Annotated in this window: 17 protein-coding genes; 14 read left to right on the top strand and 3 right to left on the bottom strand. The window is 37.2% G+C overall.

All coding sequences use genetic code 11. The features are described 5' to 3' along the window. Positions 1-8 precede the first annotated feature (8 nt). The 10 genes from nikC (at position 9) to AC1Q6O_RS19415 (ending at position 10,814) form a co-directional block, all read left to right on the top strand. The gene (nikC, locus tag AC1Q6O_RS19460) at positions 9-905 is read left to right on the top strand and encodes a nickel transporter permease (RefSeq protein ID WP_008173489.1); all 897 of its coding nucleotides are present in this window, start codon (positions 9-11) and stop codon (positions 903-905) included. Between the two features lie 267 nt (positions 906-1,172). Next, the gene (locus tag AC1Q6O_RS19455) at positions 1,173-1,790 is read left to right on the top strand and encodes a TerD family protein (protein WP_008173487.1); all 618 of its coding nucleotides are present in this window, start codon (positions 1,173-1,175) and stop codon (positions 1,788-1,790) included. Between the two features lie 31 nt (positions 1,791-1,821). Further along, the gene (locus AC1Q6O_RS19450; protein ID WP_008173485.1) at positions 1,822-2,403 is read left to right on the top strand and encodes a TerD family protein; all 582 of its coding nucleotides are present in this window, start codon (positions 1,822-1,824) and stop codon (positions 2,401-2,403) included. Between the two features lie 34 nt (positions 2,404-2,437). Further along, complete coding sequence (locus tag AC1Q6O_RS19445) at positions 2,438-3,013, top strand: TerD family protein (RefSeq protein WP_008173483.1); 576 nt, start codon at positions 2,438-2,440, stop codon at positions 3,011-3,013. Between the two features lie 388 nt (positions 3,014-3,401). Next, positions 3,402-4,595, top strand: coding sequence for an HpcH/HpaI aldolase/citrate lyase family protein (locus tag AC1Q6O_RS19440; RefSeq protein ID WP_090002966.1), 1,194 nt, complete (start codon positions 3,402-3,404; stop codon positions 4,593-4,595). Beyond that, the gene (locus AC1Q6O_RS19435) at positions 4,576-5,937 is read left to right on the top strand and encodes a phosphoribosyltransferase family protein (RefSeq protein WP_492402007.1); all 1,362 of its coding nucleotides are present in this window, start codon (positions 4,576-4,578) and stop codon (positions 5,935-5,937) included. The genes AC1Q6O_RS19440 and AC1Q6O_RS19435 overlap by 20 nt, the downstream gene beginning before the upstream one ends. Further along, entirely contained in the window at positions 5,934-7,034 is a 1,101-nt protein-coding gene (locus tag AC1Q6O_RS19430) for a cysteine protease StiP family protein (RefSeq protein ID WP_096365879.1), read from the top strand. The genes AC1Q6O_RS19435 and AC1Q6O_RS19430 overlap by 4 nt, the downstream gene beginning before the upstream one ends. Positions 7,035-7,045: 11 nt before the next feature. Then, positions 7,046-7,843, top strand: coding sequence for an HAD family hydrolase (locus AC1Q6O_RS19425; RefSeq protein WP_492402005.1), 798 nt, complete (start codon positions 7,046-7,048; stop codon positions 7,841-7,843). Between the two features lie 282 nt (positions 7,844-8,125). Then, on the top strand, positions 8,126-9,757 hold the full coding sequence (locus AC1Q6O_RS19420; protein ID WP_171366116.1) for a YceG family protein: 1,632 nt from the start codon (positions 8,126-8,128) through the stop codon (positions 9,755-9,757). A 22-nt stretch (positions 9,758-9,779) separates the two neighbouring features. Further along, complete coding sequence (locus tag AC1Q6O_RS19415; RefSeq protein ID WP_492402003.1) at positions 9,780-10,814, top strand: toxic anion resistance protein; 1,035 nt, start codon at positions 9,780-9,782, stop codon at positions 10,812-10,814. Between the two features lie 91 nt (positions 10,815-10,905). On the opposite strand, the gene AC1Q6O_RS19410 is transcribed toward AC1Q6O_RS19415, so the two are convergent. Continuing rightward, positions 10,906-11,994 (bottom strand): FUSC family protein, encoded by a 1,089-nt coding sequence (locus AC1Q6O_RS19410; protein WP_008173466.1) that lies wholly within the window; start codon positions 11,992-11,994, stop codon positions 10,906-10,908. 135 nt (positions 11,995-12,129) lie between these two features. Next, positions 12,130-13,416: a glutamate-1-semialdehyde 2,1-aminomutase gene (locus tag AC1Q6O_RS19405; protein WP_089986838.1), complete on the bottom strand. Its 1,287-nt coding sequence runs from the start codon at positions 13,414-13,416 to the stop codon at positions 12,130-12,132. A 130-nt stretch (positions 13,417-13,546) separates the two neighbouring features. Here AC1Q6O_RS19405 and bcp point away from each other — a divergent pair, with 130 nt between their 5' ends. The 3 genes from bcp to perR all read left to right on the top strand — a co-directional run bounded on the left by bcp (position 13,547) and on the right by perR (position 15,526). Continuing rightward, positions 13,547-14,023 (top strand): thioredoxin-dependent thiol peroxidase, encoded by a 477-nt coding sequence (gene bcp / locus AC1Q6O_RS19400; protein ID WP_239355278.1) that lies wholly within the window; start codon positions 13,547-13,549, stop codon positions 14,021-14,023. Next, a complete protein-coding gene (locus tag AC1Q6O_RS19395) occupies positions 14,020-14,964 on the top strand; it encodes a D-2-hydroxyacid dehydrogenase (RefSeq protein WP_107922577.1) in 945 nt (314 codons plus the stop codon). The genes bcp and AC1Q6O_RS19395 overlap by 4 nt, the downstream gene beginning before the upstream one ends. A gap of 118 nt (positions 14,965-15,082) precedes the next feature. Further along, positions 15,083-15,526, top strand: coding sequence for a peroxide-responsive transcriptional repressor PerR (perR, locus tag AC1Q6O_RS19390; RefSeq protein WP_089986841.1), 444 nt, complete (start codon positions 15,083-15,085; stop codon positions 15,524-15,526). 21 nt (positions 15,527-15,547) lie between these two features. On the opposite strand, the gene AC1Q6O_RS19385 is transcribed toward perR, so the two are convergent. Next, positions 15,548-15,901 (bottom strand): YgzB family protein, encoded by a 354-nt coding sequence (locus AC1Q6O_RS19385; RefSeq protein WP_008173457.1) that lies wholly within the window; start codon positions 15,899-15,901, stop codon positions 15,548-15,550. Between the two features lie 146 nt (positions 15,902-16,047). On the opposite strand from AC1Q6O_RS19385, the gene AC1Q6O_RS19380 reads away from it, so the two are divergent. Beyond that, positions 16,048-16,935, top strand: a complete 888-nt coding sequence (locus AC1Q6O_RS19380) for a nucleotidyltransferase-like protein (protein ID WP_043989585.1) — start codon at positions 16,048-16,050, stop codon at positions 16,933-16,935. The last annotated feature ends 352 nt before the right edge of the window (positions 16,936-17,287 follow it).

Genomic DNA, 17,287 nt, shown 5'->3' with positions numbered 1-17,287 from the left:
GAGTTGCAATGATGACTGGAGCAATCGATATAAAAAAAGAAGCAGCACCAGTTCCAGAAAGGGCAGTAGGTCCATGGCTCGAAGGCTGGCGTAGCTTTAAAAAGAGCAAAGTGTCACTAGTGGGCGCCGGGATTGTTATATTTTTCGTTTTACTGGCTATCATTGGTCCGTTCATTGCACCACAGGGCATCAATGAACAAGATTTAACGAAGCGTTTACTGGCACCATCCGCTGATCATTGGTTTGGAACGGATGATTTTGGAAGGGATATCTTTTCGCGAATCATTCATGGCGCAAGAATATCGCTTTGGGTAGGCTTTTTCTCCGTTATTTTATCCGTTATAATGGGTAGTTTACTTGGCATCATTGCAGGTTATTATGGAAAATGGATCGATACGATTATTTCGCGTATTTTTGATATTATGCTAGCTTTCCCGAGTATGCTACTAGCGATTGCAGTAGTATCAGTGCTAGGTCCATCTTTACAAAATGCATTAATTGCTATTGCCATTATTAACGTACCGAACTTTGGACGCTTAATCCGCTCAAAAGTATTAAGTGTCAAAGAAGAGGAATATATTGTAGCAGCAAAGGCAATTGGCATGCGTGATTCACGAATTCTGTTTTCTCATATATTGCCGAATTCAATCACTCCGATTATTGTACAGGGGACGCTTGCTATTGCAACTGCCATTATTGAAGCGGCGGCATTAGGTTTCCTTGGGCTAGGCGCGCAAGCCCCAGCACCCGAATGGGGAAAAATGCTTGCCGATGCAAGGAAGTTTTTATTAAATGCACCATGGACAATGATTTTCCCAGGGATAGCGATTATGTTAACGGTTCTTGGCTTTAACTTAATGGGGGATGGTTTACGTGATGCACTAGATCCGAAAATGAAAAATTAGTAATTAGATTCATGAGCCTTCTACAAGCTAGAAGGTTTTTTTTCGGCTGTTTTGAAAAGGAACTCTTTTACAGTTGAAGCGTCCTTTATAGAAATATTCCTACAAAATAAAATAAAAAAAGATGAACCTTTCGGAGCCATTTATTGAATTTTTTGTCACGTTATTTTAGACTTAAAGTATTGTTGAAAAAGACAATCTAAATGCGTAGATTATGACTTTACATATAGTCTTTCAATTGAAATACATATTTTTAGGAGGGTGTTCAAATTGGCGATTAATTTACAAAAAGGGCAACGTGTTGATTTAACAAAGGGTAACGCAGGATTAAATAAGATTAAAGTAGGGTTAGGGTGGGACCCTGTCGGCCAAGAAAAAAGCGGTGGCTTCCTTGGTGGCTTATTTTCTAGTAGAAATAGTGGCAGTGGTAGAAGCGTTGACTGTGACGCCTCCGTATTAATGCTGCAAGATGATAAAGTTTTAGCTGGGGACGATGTCATTTATTTTGGGAAATTAACAAGTAGCTGTGGTTCTGTTCGACATTCTGGCGATAATTTAACGGGAGATGGCGATGGAGATGATGAAGTAATTACAATTGAGCTATCGTCTGTTCCGACACAATTTAATAAGCTAGTGTTTGTCGTAAACATCTATGATGCGGCAGGTAGAAACCAACACTTTGGTATGATTCGAAATGCATATATTCGTGTGTATGATGACAGGACAGGAAGCGAACTAATTCGCTATAATTTAAGTGATGATTATTCGAATTTAACGACGTTAATCTGTGGTGAAATTTACCGTCATCAAACTGAATGGAAATTCGCAGCAGTTGGTTCAGGAACGAATGATCTTAAACTTGGCGACGTTGTTCGAAGATATCAATAAAATAAACGACTATTTAGGAGGAATAAAAAGTATGGGCATTTCACTACAAAAGGGTCAAAAAGTAGATTTAACAAAAACAAATCCGGGATTAACAAATGTAATTGTTGGTTTAGGTTGGGATACAAATAAATATGATGGTGGAAATGATTTTGATTTAGATTCATCTGTATTTTTACTTGCTGATACAGGAAAAGTAGCAGATCAAAATGACTTCATTTTCTACAACAATACAAAAGGTGGTAATGGGTCAGTTGAACATTCTGGTGACAATTTAACAGGTGTTGGTGAAGGTGACGATGAAGTGGTAAAAGTCGCATTAACTCAAGTTCCTGCACATGTTCAACGACTAGCATTCACTGTAACTATTCATGATGCAGAATCACGTAATCAAAATTTCGGCATGGTATCGAATGCATATATTCGTATTGTAAATGCTGCATCCAACCAAGAACTAATTCGCTTTGATTTAGGTGAGGACTTCAGTATTGAAACAGCAGTTGTAGTCGGTGAATTATATCGTCATAACGGAGAATGGAAATTTAACGCAGTTGGTGCTGGCTATCAGGGTGGCTTAGCTGCTTTATGTAATGACTACGGCTTGAACGTAAACTAAAATTTCATCTTTGGAAAGAAAGGGAGATTTTTGAATGGCTATTCAATTAAGTAAAGGGCAGCGAATTGATTTAACGAAGCAAGACCCTAGTTTAAACAGCATCGGCATCGGCTTAGGCTGGGATGTTAAACAATTTGATGGTGGGCAAGATTTTGACCTTGATGCATCTGTATTTTTACTAGATGCATCGGGCAAATGTCGTAATGAACAAGATTTTATCTTTTACAATAATTTAGCAAGTCCAGATCAATCTGTTGTTCATGCAGGGGATAACCGCACAGGCGAAGGGGATGGGGATGATGAAAAAATCCTCGTCAACTTAAAGCAAGTATCTCCTCAAATTGACAAAATTGTTGTAACGGTCACTATTTATGATGCAGAGGGACGTCATCAAAACTTTGGACAAGTCCTAAATGCTTATGTTCGGTTGACAAATGAAGAGTCAGGAGCAGAGGTATTGCGTTATGATTTAGGCGAAGATTTCAGTATTGAAACAGCCGTAGTATTTTGTGAACTGTACCGTCATAATGGCGAGTGGAAGTTTGCGGCAATCGGCTCGGGCTATCAAGGCGGCTTAGCAGCATTAATCAGCGCATATGGCCTACAGTAACTAGTAAGTTGCAGGTACATGATGAGAATCATGTGTGATGTACTTAATAAATGATTAAGTACATATGCACATTAAAGTATAGGTTCTATTAGTAGGCGGGATTTAGGAATATTTATGATGCGTACTTAATTGAGCGAGTGTCAGAGTTTGAAACGACTGCATATATTTTAAATCCGCTTATTGTACTGAAAATGTTTGGGAGTATTTTTGTATTCCATCCACCACACGAAGTATTTTTCATTATTCTAATTGCTGCGTTCTTATTGACATTTGTTGTACAAAGATGAATAAGAAATCAGCAGTGTAACATGGCACTGTATTGGTCTGTAAGGAACAGGCTGATACAGTGCTTTTTTCACAAAGGCATAATTATTGGAGAGTGGATTAGATGCAACACTTTGCAACAGAAGCAGAGACGATTTTTTATAAAAAGCCGCAGCCTTTTACGAAATGGGCAACGCCAGATATTTTATCCTATGCATTAGGTGCTACTTTGTATATGCCCGCTTCCATGCCTAATATTGTAGGTTTGATCCAATCACAAAAATATAAAGAACTTACGTCACTTGTTATTGATTTAGAGGATGCAGTAGGGGATTCAGAATTAGGTGATTGTGAGGAAAAGTTGATGGAGGACATTAGCGAGTTATATAAACTCTATCAACAAAAACAATTGCAGCTCCAAGATATCCCCTTACTTTTTATTCGTGTGCGTCATGTTGAACAATTTAGTTATTTAACTGCTAGATTAAAAGAAAAGCAGGAAATTTTAACTGGTTATGTCTTTCCGAAATTCACAGCGACGCAGGGAGCACATTATTTTGAGCTTCTTGAGAAAACAATTCAAGAAAATAATCTTACCTTATACGGGATGCCGATTTTAGAAAGCCGGGAGGTTCTATATAAAGAATCTCGTATGGAGGCATTATTAGCCATTAAATCGGTTTTACTGCAGCACAAATCAAGGGTGTTGAATATACGAATTGGTGCTACTGATTTTTGTGGAATTTATGGAATTCGCCGCCGTATGGACTCGACCATATATGATATTAGCGTAATAAGGGATTGTATAGCTGATATAGTGAATATTTTAGGACGTGAGGAAGACGGCTTTGTGATATCTGGGCCAGTGTGGGAGTATTTTAGTAATCAGCGTGTGTTAAAACCGGCATTACGCATGACACCATTTAGTGAAAAAGGTGCGCTTGAAACGAGGAAAGCATTATTAGACGATTGCTTAGATGGACTAATGAAGGAAGTTTTAATGGATAAACAAAATGGAATTGTCGGTAAAACGGTCATTCATCCAAGTCATATCCGTGTTGTGCATGCACTTTACGCTATTTCATATGAAGAGTATTTAGATGCACTTAGTATTGTTGAACATAATGATGGTAGTAAAGGTGTCATGAAAAGTCATTATGCTAATAAAATGAATGAAATCAAACCGCATATGCGATGGGCACAACGCATTTTAAAACAGGCACATGTCTATGGCGTTTATCATGAATCTATGGATTTCGCCTCACTATTATTAAATTCTGAACTAGGTGGTCATATGTATGCAACAACAAATGAGTAAACTTACTATTTTACCAAACTATTCAATCGATATTGAAATTACCTATAACCCACACAATTTTGCGCTAACAGATTTATTTCAAATGGCAGCTCGTATAAATAAGAAGAGACAATTTTTATTTGTAAGTACTGTGCTTGGCAAGCATTTGGCTGTTCGCCCACAAATTCCTATACTAACTGGAGCTCTATTAGCTATGATGTACGACCAGCAAGACAGTAGTCAAAAGGTCAATACAATATCGTCTATTGTTCAAGCTTTAAAAGAAGGAATAAATGTAGAGGAACTACAAAATTCTGTGAAAGAAAGTGTAGAGTTAGCACAAGAGACATTGTTTATTGGGTTTGCGGAGACGGCCACTGCACTTGGACATGCCGTATTTAATGCATTTCAATCAAATGCTATGTATATTCATACTACTCGTGAAGTCATTCCTCATATTGAACCATTTGTCACATTCGAAGAAGAACATTCCCATGCGACAAGCCATAGAATTTATACAGAGGAACCTGATGTTTTACAGCAGGCTAAGCGTATCGTGTTAATAGATGATGAGATTACTACTGGGAATACGGTCATCAACATAATTGAAACATTAAAAAAAAAATTTCCTGATGTTAAACAGTACGCTGTCCTATCCATTTTAGATTGGCGATCGGACCAGCAGCGAATGATCTTTCAGCAATTAGAGGGGCAATGGGGGATTTCTATTGAATTCATCTCCATTATGTGTGGGACATTCAATTGTACAGGAGTACCTAGTTTAACAAGTGTACAGCCGAGCATTACGACCATTGCTGCAAGAAACATCAACCTATTGCCCATCAAAGACTCCACTGATCGTCTTTTCTATCATTCAATTGCAGAGAATAGCAAGATGAACAGTCAGCCGTATTTAAAAGCAACAGGGAGATTTATGCTAACATCTAAACAGCATTTTGAACAAAATCACATGTTACAGACTATCGCCAAGCAATTAAAGGAGCTACGAACGGACGGACCAGCTCTTGTGATTGGGACTGGTGAGTTTATGTATGTGCCTATGCAAATTGCCTCTTATTTAGGGAATGATGTTTATTTTCAATCAACAACTCGCAGTCCGATCTATTGTACAGACGATTTAGATTATACGATTACAGAGAAAATAGTATTTGAGAGTCCCGAGAATAATGGGGTCGAAAATTATTTATATAATGTTCAAAGCCAACCGTATACGGAACTTTTTCTACTAGTGGAACGTATAGCAAATAAAGAGGTAGTAGCTCGGATGGTGGCGGCTCTGCAGTCAGTTAGTGAAGCAAAGGTATATGTCATTTGTATGCATGAGTTGGAGGGAGCACGATGAAATCGACTTTACAGCCAGATAGAATGGGTAGCTATGCACAAGAGGACGTTATTTTTTTATTGCGTGATATTGGAAATGTTTTTCTAGAGATGGGTAATGAAAAACGGGAGCAGCTTATTCAAGCAGGTACGCATTATTCTGAAATGCTACCAGTGGAATATCACCCATCAAAAACATATATGAATCTATTTTATAAAACCTTGGATGCTTCCGCGAATAAAATAGCCATAGCTGTTGGGGTAGTAGCAGAACGAATCATTAAAAGTAGAGGATTAGACAATTTAATACTTGTTAGTTTAGCTAGAGCAGGTACACCAATCGGTATTTTAATCAAACGGTACATATCGATGAACTATAAGGTGGATGTGCCACATTATTCGATTTCAATTTTGCGTGGTCGTGGATTTGATGAGGCGGCGATACGTTATATTTTGTCACAACATCCACAAGGCTGTCTTCAATTTATTGATGGTTGGACGGGGAAAGGTGCTATAACGAAAGAATTGATCCACTCTTGCCAAAAATTTAATGGACACTATCAAGCGCAGTTAAATGCTGATTTAGCTGTATTAGCAGATCCAGGGCATTGTGCGACGATTTATGGAACTCGCGAAGATTTTTTAATTCCATCGGCTTGTTTAAATTCAACTGTCTCTGGCTTGGTGAGTAGAACTGTTTTAAATTTGCAGTTTATGGATGAGCACGACTTCCATGGAGCAAAATACTACAAAGAATTAGAAGATATAGATGTCTCGAACTTGTACATAGATCGTATAGTCGCATGCTTCAAACAAGTACAGAGTGAGATTATCAGTCAACTTCAGGACGAAGCCACTTCTCTTATTACTTGGGCAGGTATGAAATCGGTCCAAAATATTCAATTGGATTTTGATATGGATAACATTAACCTTATTAAACCAGGTGTTGGAGAAACGACAAGAGTTTTATTGCGACGAATACCTTGGAAAATCTTAATTAATCCACAGTATATGGATGAGCTAGAGCACATTTTATTATTAGCTCATGAAAAAAATGTAATAATAGAAGAATATTCGCATATGTCTTACGCATGTTGCGGCTTAATAAAAGAATTGTAGAGGAGCTCACCATGATATTATTCACATCAGATTTAGATAGAACACTAATTTATTCTAAACGTATGATGGAAATGTTTCCGCCTATTTCAGATAAAGTGGTCGTTGAACAGAAGGCTAATGAAACGATGAGCATGATGACAAAAGAAACGGCTATTTTATTGCAACAAGTGCATCAGCAAACACTATTTGTCCCTGTTACAACTAGAGCGTTGCATCAATATAAAAGAATTCAATTTATAAATGACTTGAACCCTGCTTTTGCAATTACGAGTAATGGGGGTACAATATTAGAGAAGGGTCAGCCATACGACAAATGGACGAAAACATTAGGTAGTCGTATTGAAGATTCTTCAATTCCGCAAGAGGATATGTCACAACTATTTCAAACCATCAAATCCGATACATGGCTACAACGTTCCTTCTATATAGACGACCTTTTTTATGTCCATCATGTAAATCGGGATGTTTTACAAAAGGATGATTTACACGCCATTGTTCAAGAATTCGATGCCCATGGTTGGTGCGTTCTTCTGCAAGGAAAAAAATTATATTTCATGCCAAAGGTTTTGACCAAGGAAGCTGCAATAGAATATATGATGGAGTTTTGTACATACGATGTGCATATAGCAGCAGGTGATTCTATGATGGATTATGGAATGCTGATGTTGGCTGATGTAGCTTTTACACCAAATCACGGTGATTTAAAGGATAAACAGCCAAAAATACTACATAATACAACATACTCGCCGTATGAGGGGGAAGCATTTACCAAACATTTGCTTCAGACTGTTTTACAGCATGCAACATAACCAGATTTTTCTCTATTATAGGATAGAATTATGGATGGCAAACGAAATTTTTCATAAAGTACATTTGCATTTGTTTGTTTACAACCAAGTTATTATGCCTGCAATCAGATTAGTTTTTTTACATTTTACTTAGTAATGGTGGAATAAAACTTCAGAAAAGTGGAATCCATATTTTACTAGGTTCTATTTTTGGGATGTTACGTATACCTTTTCAAACATAATATACCTGTTGAATTTAGCTTAAGGTTACTGAGGATGATTTTTTTAGGAGGTGGCGTTTGTATGCAAACAATCACAATTAAATCAATAGTCGAGCGTAATCCAGATGATTGGCTACAGGCGTTTCAAGATTCACCAAAGAATCGTGCATTTTATGAGGAAACACCGCAACAAATAAGTTTTAGCCGTATTGCTCTACGTGTTTTAGGAGTACCAATTGAGGAAGATGAGTATTTTAATTTATTATTTACTTTATCTCAAAACCAAAATATTCATATTTTAAGTGAAGAATTAAATAAGCATATTGAACAGAAAGACTTTCAAGCTATACAACAAATTTTATCGCAGCATCAGCAAACACCTAAAGGGCTTACTATTAATCGTTTAGTTGCGATGATGTATGGGTATCAATTGATTCCCAAACATGATGACAGCATTATGAATCGACATTTACAGCTAACGACTATTAAGGTTATAGAATTATTTCAACATCAACAATCGCTAGGCTTACTTTCCAATGAATTTCGCCGTTTTTTAATTGATCTGGTGAAGTGGTTAAAAAACCATTGGATTCAATGGGCTAAAGCTCTGAAGCCTACTGATGATTTTCCTAAAGTTGTTTGGTATGGAGAAGCCACTGTTAGTCAGCGATATTTTCTTTTACTGCTAATGGAACTTGGCTGTGACGTATTAATATTTCATCCAGCAAAAGTCGATGAGTTTGCTGAGTTAGATCCTACTGATTCGTTTTCCGTCAGCTATTCCTATACGAGCCAAACAACATTACAGCCATTTCCTGACAAGCCTCGTGATCGTCAGGCAACTGTAGGGTATCGTTCTAGTCAGCACTTTGAACAATTAATGCATGACCAGCAATCAGGAGTCTATAGACCGTGGCAATTTAAAGACTTTATGCCACGCTCATTAACTTTACGTATGACATATGATGATATTTTTATTTATGCGAAGGAAAAAGCATTGGTAAGACCGCAATTTGATATCAATGGAAATGAAGTAGTGATCCCTGTCATCTTTGCTAAAATCAGTGGAGTCTCAAGCCAGCGTGAGGAATATTGGCACTTAATGCATCAGTTATTAATAAACCCACAAACTATCTTCGTGCAGGAATTCCCTTTTACAAAAACGAGCAAGGCCAACTTTCATTTTCACTATAAACATTGCTTAGTAAATGGTGAACTTTCAGTAGAACGTATTATACAAAGTGATTGGTGGCAGTATGGTGAATTATCGTTGGAGCTACAGCAAGCCATTGCGCATACGATCAAAACATCTTGTGAGCAACCCATGTTAAAACAACAGCCTAATGAGACTTTATATGATTTACAGTTATTTTTATTTAAGCAGCTAACAATGATTCCTCAAGAGATCCTAAGATTATTGCAAAGCTTCGACTATTCACAAGAGATACCGAAGATTGTTTTGTATCAAGCGCCACAGCAACCAGCCTTATCGCGTGAAGATATTGCCTTACTAGCGTTTTTAAATCGGTTCGGGATGGATATCGTTTTTTATAATCCAACAGGTCAATTAGATTTAGAAAAGCACCTGCAAGAGGACACGTACGATGTACATCGTTTAGAGCATATGTTATTTGACTTGCCCTATGAAGAACCACAGCAACAAAAAACGGCACCGGATAAAATTATTAAAAAGCTCTTTAATCGCTTTTTCTGATGATAGGAAGGAGGCGGCGACCATGTCAAACATCCCAATGATGCTTGAGCAGCTGACACAAGAAACAGCAGATGCCGTCAAACAACAATTACGAGAGCATGTAGAGGTCCAACAAATTGCTCATCAGATTGATATAAAAAATCAGCTAGAGCTAATGGCGTTGGGAAAAGAGCCAGCTAACAAATTAGCAAAATTTGCAGATCAAATTTTAGCTATAGTGACCCAATCAGCTACTTTTGAATCCAATGCACTATTTAAACAGCTTGAGGCCATAATGCTGACATTTGATAAAAAAGATTTTACTGTGCAAAAGGGTTTCTTCAAGAAGCTATTTACACGTAAATCCAAAAGTGAAGATGATGTATATGCAAAATACAATGTGCTCGGTAGAGATATTGAGAAAATTCATTACCAATTTGTACTTATGGAAGAGGAATTAGCGAAGGATAATCGATTACTCGCTCGATTATACAAGGAAGATTTGATGTTTTACCTTGACTTAGAAAAATATATCGTAGCAACTGATATGAAATTACATGAGGTGCAAACCACATTAATTCCTATGTATGAAAAACAGGGTGAGGCAGGTAATCAGGTAGCCAAAATGGAGCTTAATCGCTTACAGGCAATTGCAGAACTGCTTCAACAAAAAATAGATGAGTTAGAGAAATCAAGAATGGTTGCCATTTTAACAGCCCCACAAATTGAGATGCTACGTCAGGGGAATAGTGAGTTGATGGAACAGATTAATGGCGCATTTGTTAAAACCATTCCTGTTTTTAAAATGGGGCTGATGAATGCTGTAAATGAAAGACGGCAGCAATTACAAAATCAATCAGCATCCGCCTTTGAAAATCGGATGAAGCAATTTGGAGAAGCTAGCAATGAAGCGGTTCACCTAAGCACGACTCTTGCCCAGCAAGTGGATACAACCCAGACGCTAGAAGAAATGTGGGATACCATTGTTACGGGTATTGCTAATTATCAGCATTTACGGAAAGAGCAGACAGATAAACGTAAGCAAGCTGAGCAGCAATTGCTTGCGTTACGTTCTTAATTTTACCTCTAAGTACATTTTACTTAGGGGTTTTTTCGTATAGTAAAAAGCGACAGATTCGCTGTACATGAATCTGTCGCTTACATGGTTGCTAGATAAATTCTTCTTCAAATTCTACATTAATTTCATGGCCGTGGTAGCTTTGGTATGAAACAATCAGTGTATCTAGATGCTCTAAATTTTCCTCGTAATCTAATATCCTCGATAAAATATAGAGTAAGTGATAGCTGGAAAATTCTGTATCGCCTTCTTCGCGAGCAAAGTTCACTTGCTTGATGAAAATTTCCATTAGTTCATTGCGTTGAACATAGTCGATGCTTTTGCTCCACTCAGAATGCTCAGGCTTTAATTTCCCTGTATATTTTAAGAGCAATTGTTCGTGATACGTTAATAAGGAATCAAGCCGTTCCTGAATCATTAAGTGAAATTGCGTAGGAAGCTTAGCTAATTCGTTTTCGTGATTATGCAATCGTTGTAGCAATTCTAAACTTTTTTTGGAAGTTAAAATCATTTGACGATAGACGACCAATTTACGTGCTTTTACATACTTTTTATTTTTGAAGTAATTACGCTCTTCTTTATATAAGTCATACAGCGTATCCACTCGTAACATACGGCTTTTAAATTTACTTAATGCACCCTTTGTGGATGTATGCTCAGAAGCCTGACGTACCGCAAGTCGTGTCCAACGAATAATATCATCCTGCAAAATATAAATTTTGCGGAATAGTTTGATCTCATATTTCGGTGGTAAGAAAACAAGGTTAACGACAAATGCTGCTAACACGCCGACTAATATAGTAACAAAGCGTATTAAACCAAATGTTAAAAAGTCTTCTCCTTGGAACTCCATAATGGCCACAACTGACACCAGCGCTAACGAAAGAGATTTTTCTAGTTTAAATTTCAACATTAAACCTATAGCTATTATGACAGCTATGCCAATGGCAACCACATGATGGCCAAAAAGTAGGCCGAAAAAGACAGCAATGGTTGCACCTATAATATTTGCTTGCACTTGCTCTACAATGGTTTGATAAGAGCGATAAATAGAAGGCTGAATCGCAAAAATGGCTGCTATTCCAGCAAAAACAGGTGAAGGTAGTTTTAATAGCTCTGCAATAAACAGGGCAAATACGATAGCGACACCAGTTTTAAATACGCGGGCACCTAATTTCATAAAGATGTCCTTTCTGTCTAATATTTTTTAGCTTCTTTACATTATAGAAGGAAGTGCTCATAAAATACATAGATTTGTATGCATGAATAAGAAAAAGGCGACTTATGATAGAAAGTCGCCTTCGTATGTTCATTATTATAATTGTGAAAATGCGTAATTTACAGCTTTAATCGTTTCAAGAATATCTGCTTCCGTGTGTTCTGTAGTTAAGAACCATGCTTCATATTTAGAAGGAGCTAGATTAACGCCTTGCTCAAGCATTAGTTTAAAGAAGCGGCCAAAAATCTCACCATCAGAGTTTTCGGCTTGCTCATAGTTTTCAACTTTCACATCTGTAAAGTAAATCGTCAGCGCCCCTTTAAGACGATTTAACGTGATTGTCACTCCATGCTCTTTAGCTGCAGCTAAAATTCCTTCTTCTAAAATCCCACCTAACCGATCCATTTCATCGTAAATGCCTGGTGCTTGCAGGACTTCTAAGCATGCAATACCTGCTTGCATAGATGCTGGATTTCCGGCCATCGTTCCGGCTTGGTAAGCTGGGCCAAGTGGTGCGACTGTATCCATAATTTCTTTACGACCACCATATGCACCAATTGGTAAACCGCCACCAATAACTTTTCCAAGTGCTGTTAGATCAGGTGTTAGGCCAAGTAAGTTTTGAGCACCACCGTAGTGGAAGCGGAAAGCCGTGATAACTTCATCGTAAATTGTTAAGGCTCCTTTTTCTTTGGCTGTAGCGTGTACTAATTCAAGGAAGCCAGGATTCGGTTCAACAATACCGAAGTTTCCTACGATTGGTTCTATTAAAATAGCTGCAATTTCTTCGCCCCATTTATTCATTGCTTCTGTAAAAGCTTCAGGGTTATTGAAAGGTACCGTAATAACTTCTTCAGCTGTAGAAGTCGTAACCCCTGCTGAGTCTGGTGTTCCTAATGTAGCAGGACCTGAACCAGCAGCTACTAATACTAAATCGAAGTGACCATGGTAGCATCCAGCAAATTTCATTATTTTTGTACGTCCTGTATAGGCACGTGCAACACGAATAGTTGTCATAACAGCTTCTGTACCAGAGTTGTTAAAGCGTACTTTATCCATAGACGGAATGGCCTCTTTTAGCATTTTTGCAAAAGTAACCTCGTATTCAGTCGGCGTTCCAAACAATGTGCCATTTTCAGCTGCATGTGTAATGGCCTTAGCAATGTGAGGGTGTCCATGACCTGTAACGATAGGACCATATGCTGCAAGATAATCAATATAACGATTGCCATCTACATCCCAAAAATAAGCCCCTTTTCCTCGAACCATTGCCACAGGAGAACCGCCGCCTACTGCTTTATATGAACGAGAAGGGCTATTTACACCACCAACGATATGTTGTAACGCCTCTGTGTGTACTGCTTCAGATTTTGCGTGATTCATAGTATTGCCTCCTATCTTTTTATACGTAATCTATTGTAGACCTATCAGTGTAAGAAATCCAAAGAAATTAAGGAATATGACTTGATTTGTTACTTGGAGTAAAATAGAACGTACAAGGGAGGAGATAGTTATGACTTTGCAAGAAGGACAGAAGGTGCCCGATTTTTCTCTTATAAATGAAAAGGGAGAGATGGTACAGCTAACTGATTTTAAAGGACAGAATGTTATTTTATACTTTTACCCAAAAGATATGACACCAGGTTGCACAACTGAAGCATGTGATTTTCGAGATAAGTTTGAGGACTTTAGTCATTTAAACGCTGTTGTTCTGGGTGTTAGTCCAGATGATGCAAACAAACATACAAAATTTATTGATAAGCATGGATTGCCTTTTTCTTTATTAGTAGATGAAGATCATGCTGTAGCGGAGGCATACGGTGTATGGGTCTTAAAGAAAATGTATGGACGTGAATTTATGGGTATTGAGCGTTCAACATTTTTAATTGATTCGGAGGGTAAGTTAATGAAAGCTTGGCGTAAAGTACGTGTGAAAAATCATATTGAAGAAGTTTATGATTATTTAGCAGAACAGGAGGCGACAACATGAGAATCTATTTTACTTTTGAGCCAAGACCAGATTTACGTGAACCATTATTAGCAGAATTCCCACAAGTCGATTTTATATTTGAAAGCGGAATAACAAATGAAGAGCTTCAACAAGCGGATGTATTAGTTACATATGGTGAGGATTTAACAACAGAGAGCATCCAACAGGCGACGAAGTTAAAATGGATTTTTGTTGCATCAGCAGGTATTGAAAAAATGCCTGCCCAAGCTATTATGGAACGTGGTATTTTAGTTTCTAATGTAAGAGGTATTCATAAAACACCTATGGCAGAATCAATGCTAGCCCATATTTTAGCCATTAAACGCGCTTTACCTTGGATGTATGAGCAACAAAAGAAAAGTGAATGGTCAAAAAAAGCCAAACAAACTGAATTGCGAGATAGTACAGCGCTTATTTTAGGTCCAGGGGCTATTGGTTCGGAAGTGGGTCGCTTATTACAAGCCTTTGGTGTCAAGACTATTGGCTGCAATCGTTCTGGAAATGAAGCGTCAAACATGGATAAGATGATTAGCTTTGGGCAATTAAAAGAAGCTTTACCGAGTGCGGATATAGTCATTTCTGTGCTGCCAAAAACACGAGAAACAACGCATTTATTAAATGAAGAACATTTTATTGCTATGAAGAGCAGTGCGATTTTCATGAATTTTGGCAGAGGGAATTTGGTTGATGAAAAGGTACTTATCCAAGCGATTGTAGCGGGAGAAATTGAATATGCTGTTTTGGATGTATTCGAAGAAGAACCTCTGTCATCAAACAATCCACTATGGGCATTGCCAAATGTTATAGTATCACCACATGTCTCAAGCCATTCATCTCGTTATGTGGAACGAAGCTTAGAAATTTTTAAGCCAAGCTTAACAAAATGGCTAAGAGGTGACAGAGATTTAGAAAATGTCATGGAGCTATCGAGAGGATATTAAGAAAAAAACGATGAAATTAGAGGATTAGTATGTGTGATTGTTGACGAAGTAGCGCTAATTGGATACACTATTTATAACAATTATAAATTAATAATACTTATGGAAGAGGTGCATGACGATGTCTACAACGCATTTACAGGATGCACTGGACACGTTAAAAACAACTGGTGTACGTATTACTCCTCAGCGTCATGCTATTTTGGAATATCTAATTCAATCTATGGCACATCCTACTGCCGATGAAATTTATAAAGCACTTGAAGGGAGATTCCCTAATATGAGTGTAGCGACGGTCTATAATAACCTGCGAGTATTTCGTGAGGTAGGTCTTGTGAAAGAGCTTACTTATGGAGATGCTTCAAGTCGCTTTGATTTCGTGACAAATGATCATTACCATATGATTTGTGAATGCTGTGGCAAGATCGTCGATTTCCATTATCCAGGTCTCGATGAAATAGAGCATTTTGCATCACAGGTAACTGACTTTGATGTGCATTCGCATCGTTTAGAGATATACGGCACATGTCCATCATGTAAAGGTGTTACTGCTAAAGTACAATAAAAATCCTAGCTCTTTTACGGGCTAGGATTTTTTCGTTTTATGATTATAGGATTGGTCGAACTCTTTACCTTCAAGAGTAGGATCAAGCGTTAATGGCTCATTACAATACATACACATATCAACTCTACCTAAAACTTTTGTATGCTTATGGCAATTTGGACACTCAACTTGAATTGCCCGTGTTGATAATAAACCTATCCAGGCATAGACAACTGTACTACCAATAATACATAAAACACCTAATGTCATGAAAATTAAAACTAATATTGGGCTATTTTTAAAGAATATACCTCCGTACATTACAATAAAACCAATAAAGATTAGTGCTAAAGCGAATGAACGAATTTTATTAATTTTACTTTTATAAGGTTTCATTTATCTTGCCTCCCAATCTAAAATCTACTATAACATATAAGGGCAAAGTATTTTAGCTTTGAGGTAAATCAAAGAAGGAATACTTTTAGAGTATGTCGAATTTTTAACCGAACAAGAGAAGCTATATGAATAAAGGGGGGCTGAACATGGAGCAAGTATTGCGTCCTATATACCAAGAACGTGCGAGTCAGTCAAATACATTAGGCGTTATTTTAGTAGAAAAGCGTGAGGAGCAAAGTAACGTTACAGATACATTTGATACTGTTTTATTAATTATTGTAAAAGAAGCAGAGCAGCCAGTCTTTTCAAAACATTACTTATATGAAGGAAATAAAGTCGCTCTACATACGGTTACGGAAAAATTAATACGAAAATGGCTCCTAATCGGTTCTAATAAGAAAGTAGTCGATTGGATTTTCTTTGGCAGAGTACTATTTGATCGAAATGAATTTCTGCATAAATTAAAAATAGAATTACAGGAATTTCCGTATAGTGGTCGTAAGATTAAAACGGGCATTCAATTTTCAAAGTTAATCCGTCGTTATTTGGAGGGGAAAGAATACTTTGATAAGGGCAGTTATTTGGATGCATATAATCATGTAGTCGATTCTTTACACCATTTGGGTCGTTTATCGATTATTGATAGTGGTTTATACCCTGAAGTAACTGTATGGGGACAAGTGAAAAAAATTGAACCAGCCATTTATAAGCTATACGAAGAGCTAGTGACAAGTAATGAGCCAATAGAAAAGCGTCTAGAGCTTTTATTTTTAGCAAGTGAGTTTTTAATACATTCTCGTACACGAGATGGAGCACAACATATATTAGAAGTGATGCAAACAAAAGAAACCTGGTCTATTCAAGAGCTACATGACCATCAAGAACTCATGAATTACTCAGTTGATTTAGAAGTGTTTGTCGAATACTTAGTGGATAAAGGGTATATTCATATAGAGCCAGTTACTGCGAAAAACGAAATGATCTTTCACCGCCATTATAAGGTCAATAAAGATGCTCTAGAAATCGGTCAATGACTGTAGTATGCTTGTAATCGAGGTATCTAAAAAATACCTCGATATTTTTTTAGAAAAGTAGTTGACGAATAACATATTGGTATTGTATTATATTAATTGTCGCTAAGACATAACGAATAACTCGATAAAAAACACAAAAAACTTTTTCAAAAAAGTAGTTGACATGTTTTGAACGAGATGTTAATATAAAGGAGTCGCTGAAAAAACGACTTAAATAATGAACCTTGAAAACTGAACAAGCAAAACGTAATCAATAAAGTTTTTAGTAGCTAGCCTAGCTAGTGAACGAAACAAAATTTTGGACATCAAAATTGATGCCAGCAAAACAATTTGAGCTAATCAAATTTCTTTT

Source organism: Lysinibacillus sp. GW823-FHT06C08 (assembly GCF_058795135.1).
This window is presented reverse-complemented; position numbering and strand designations above follow the sequence as displayed.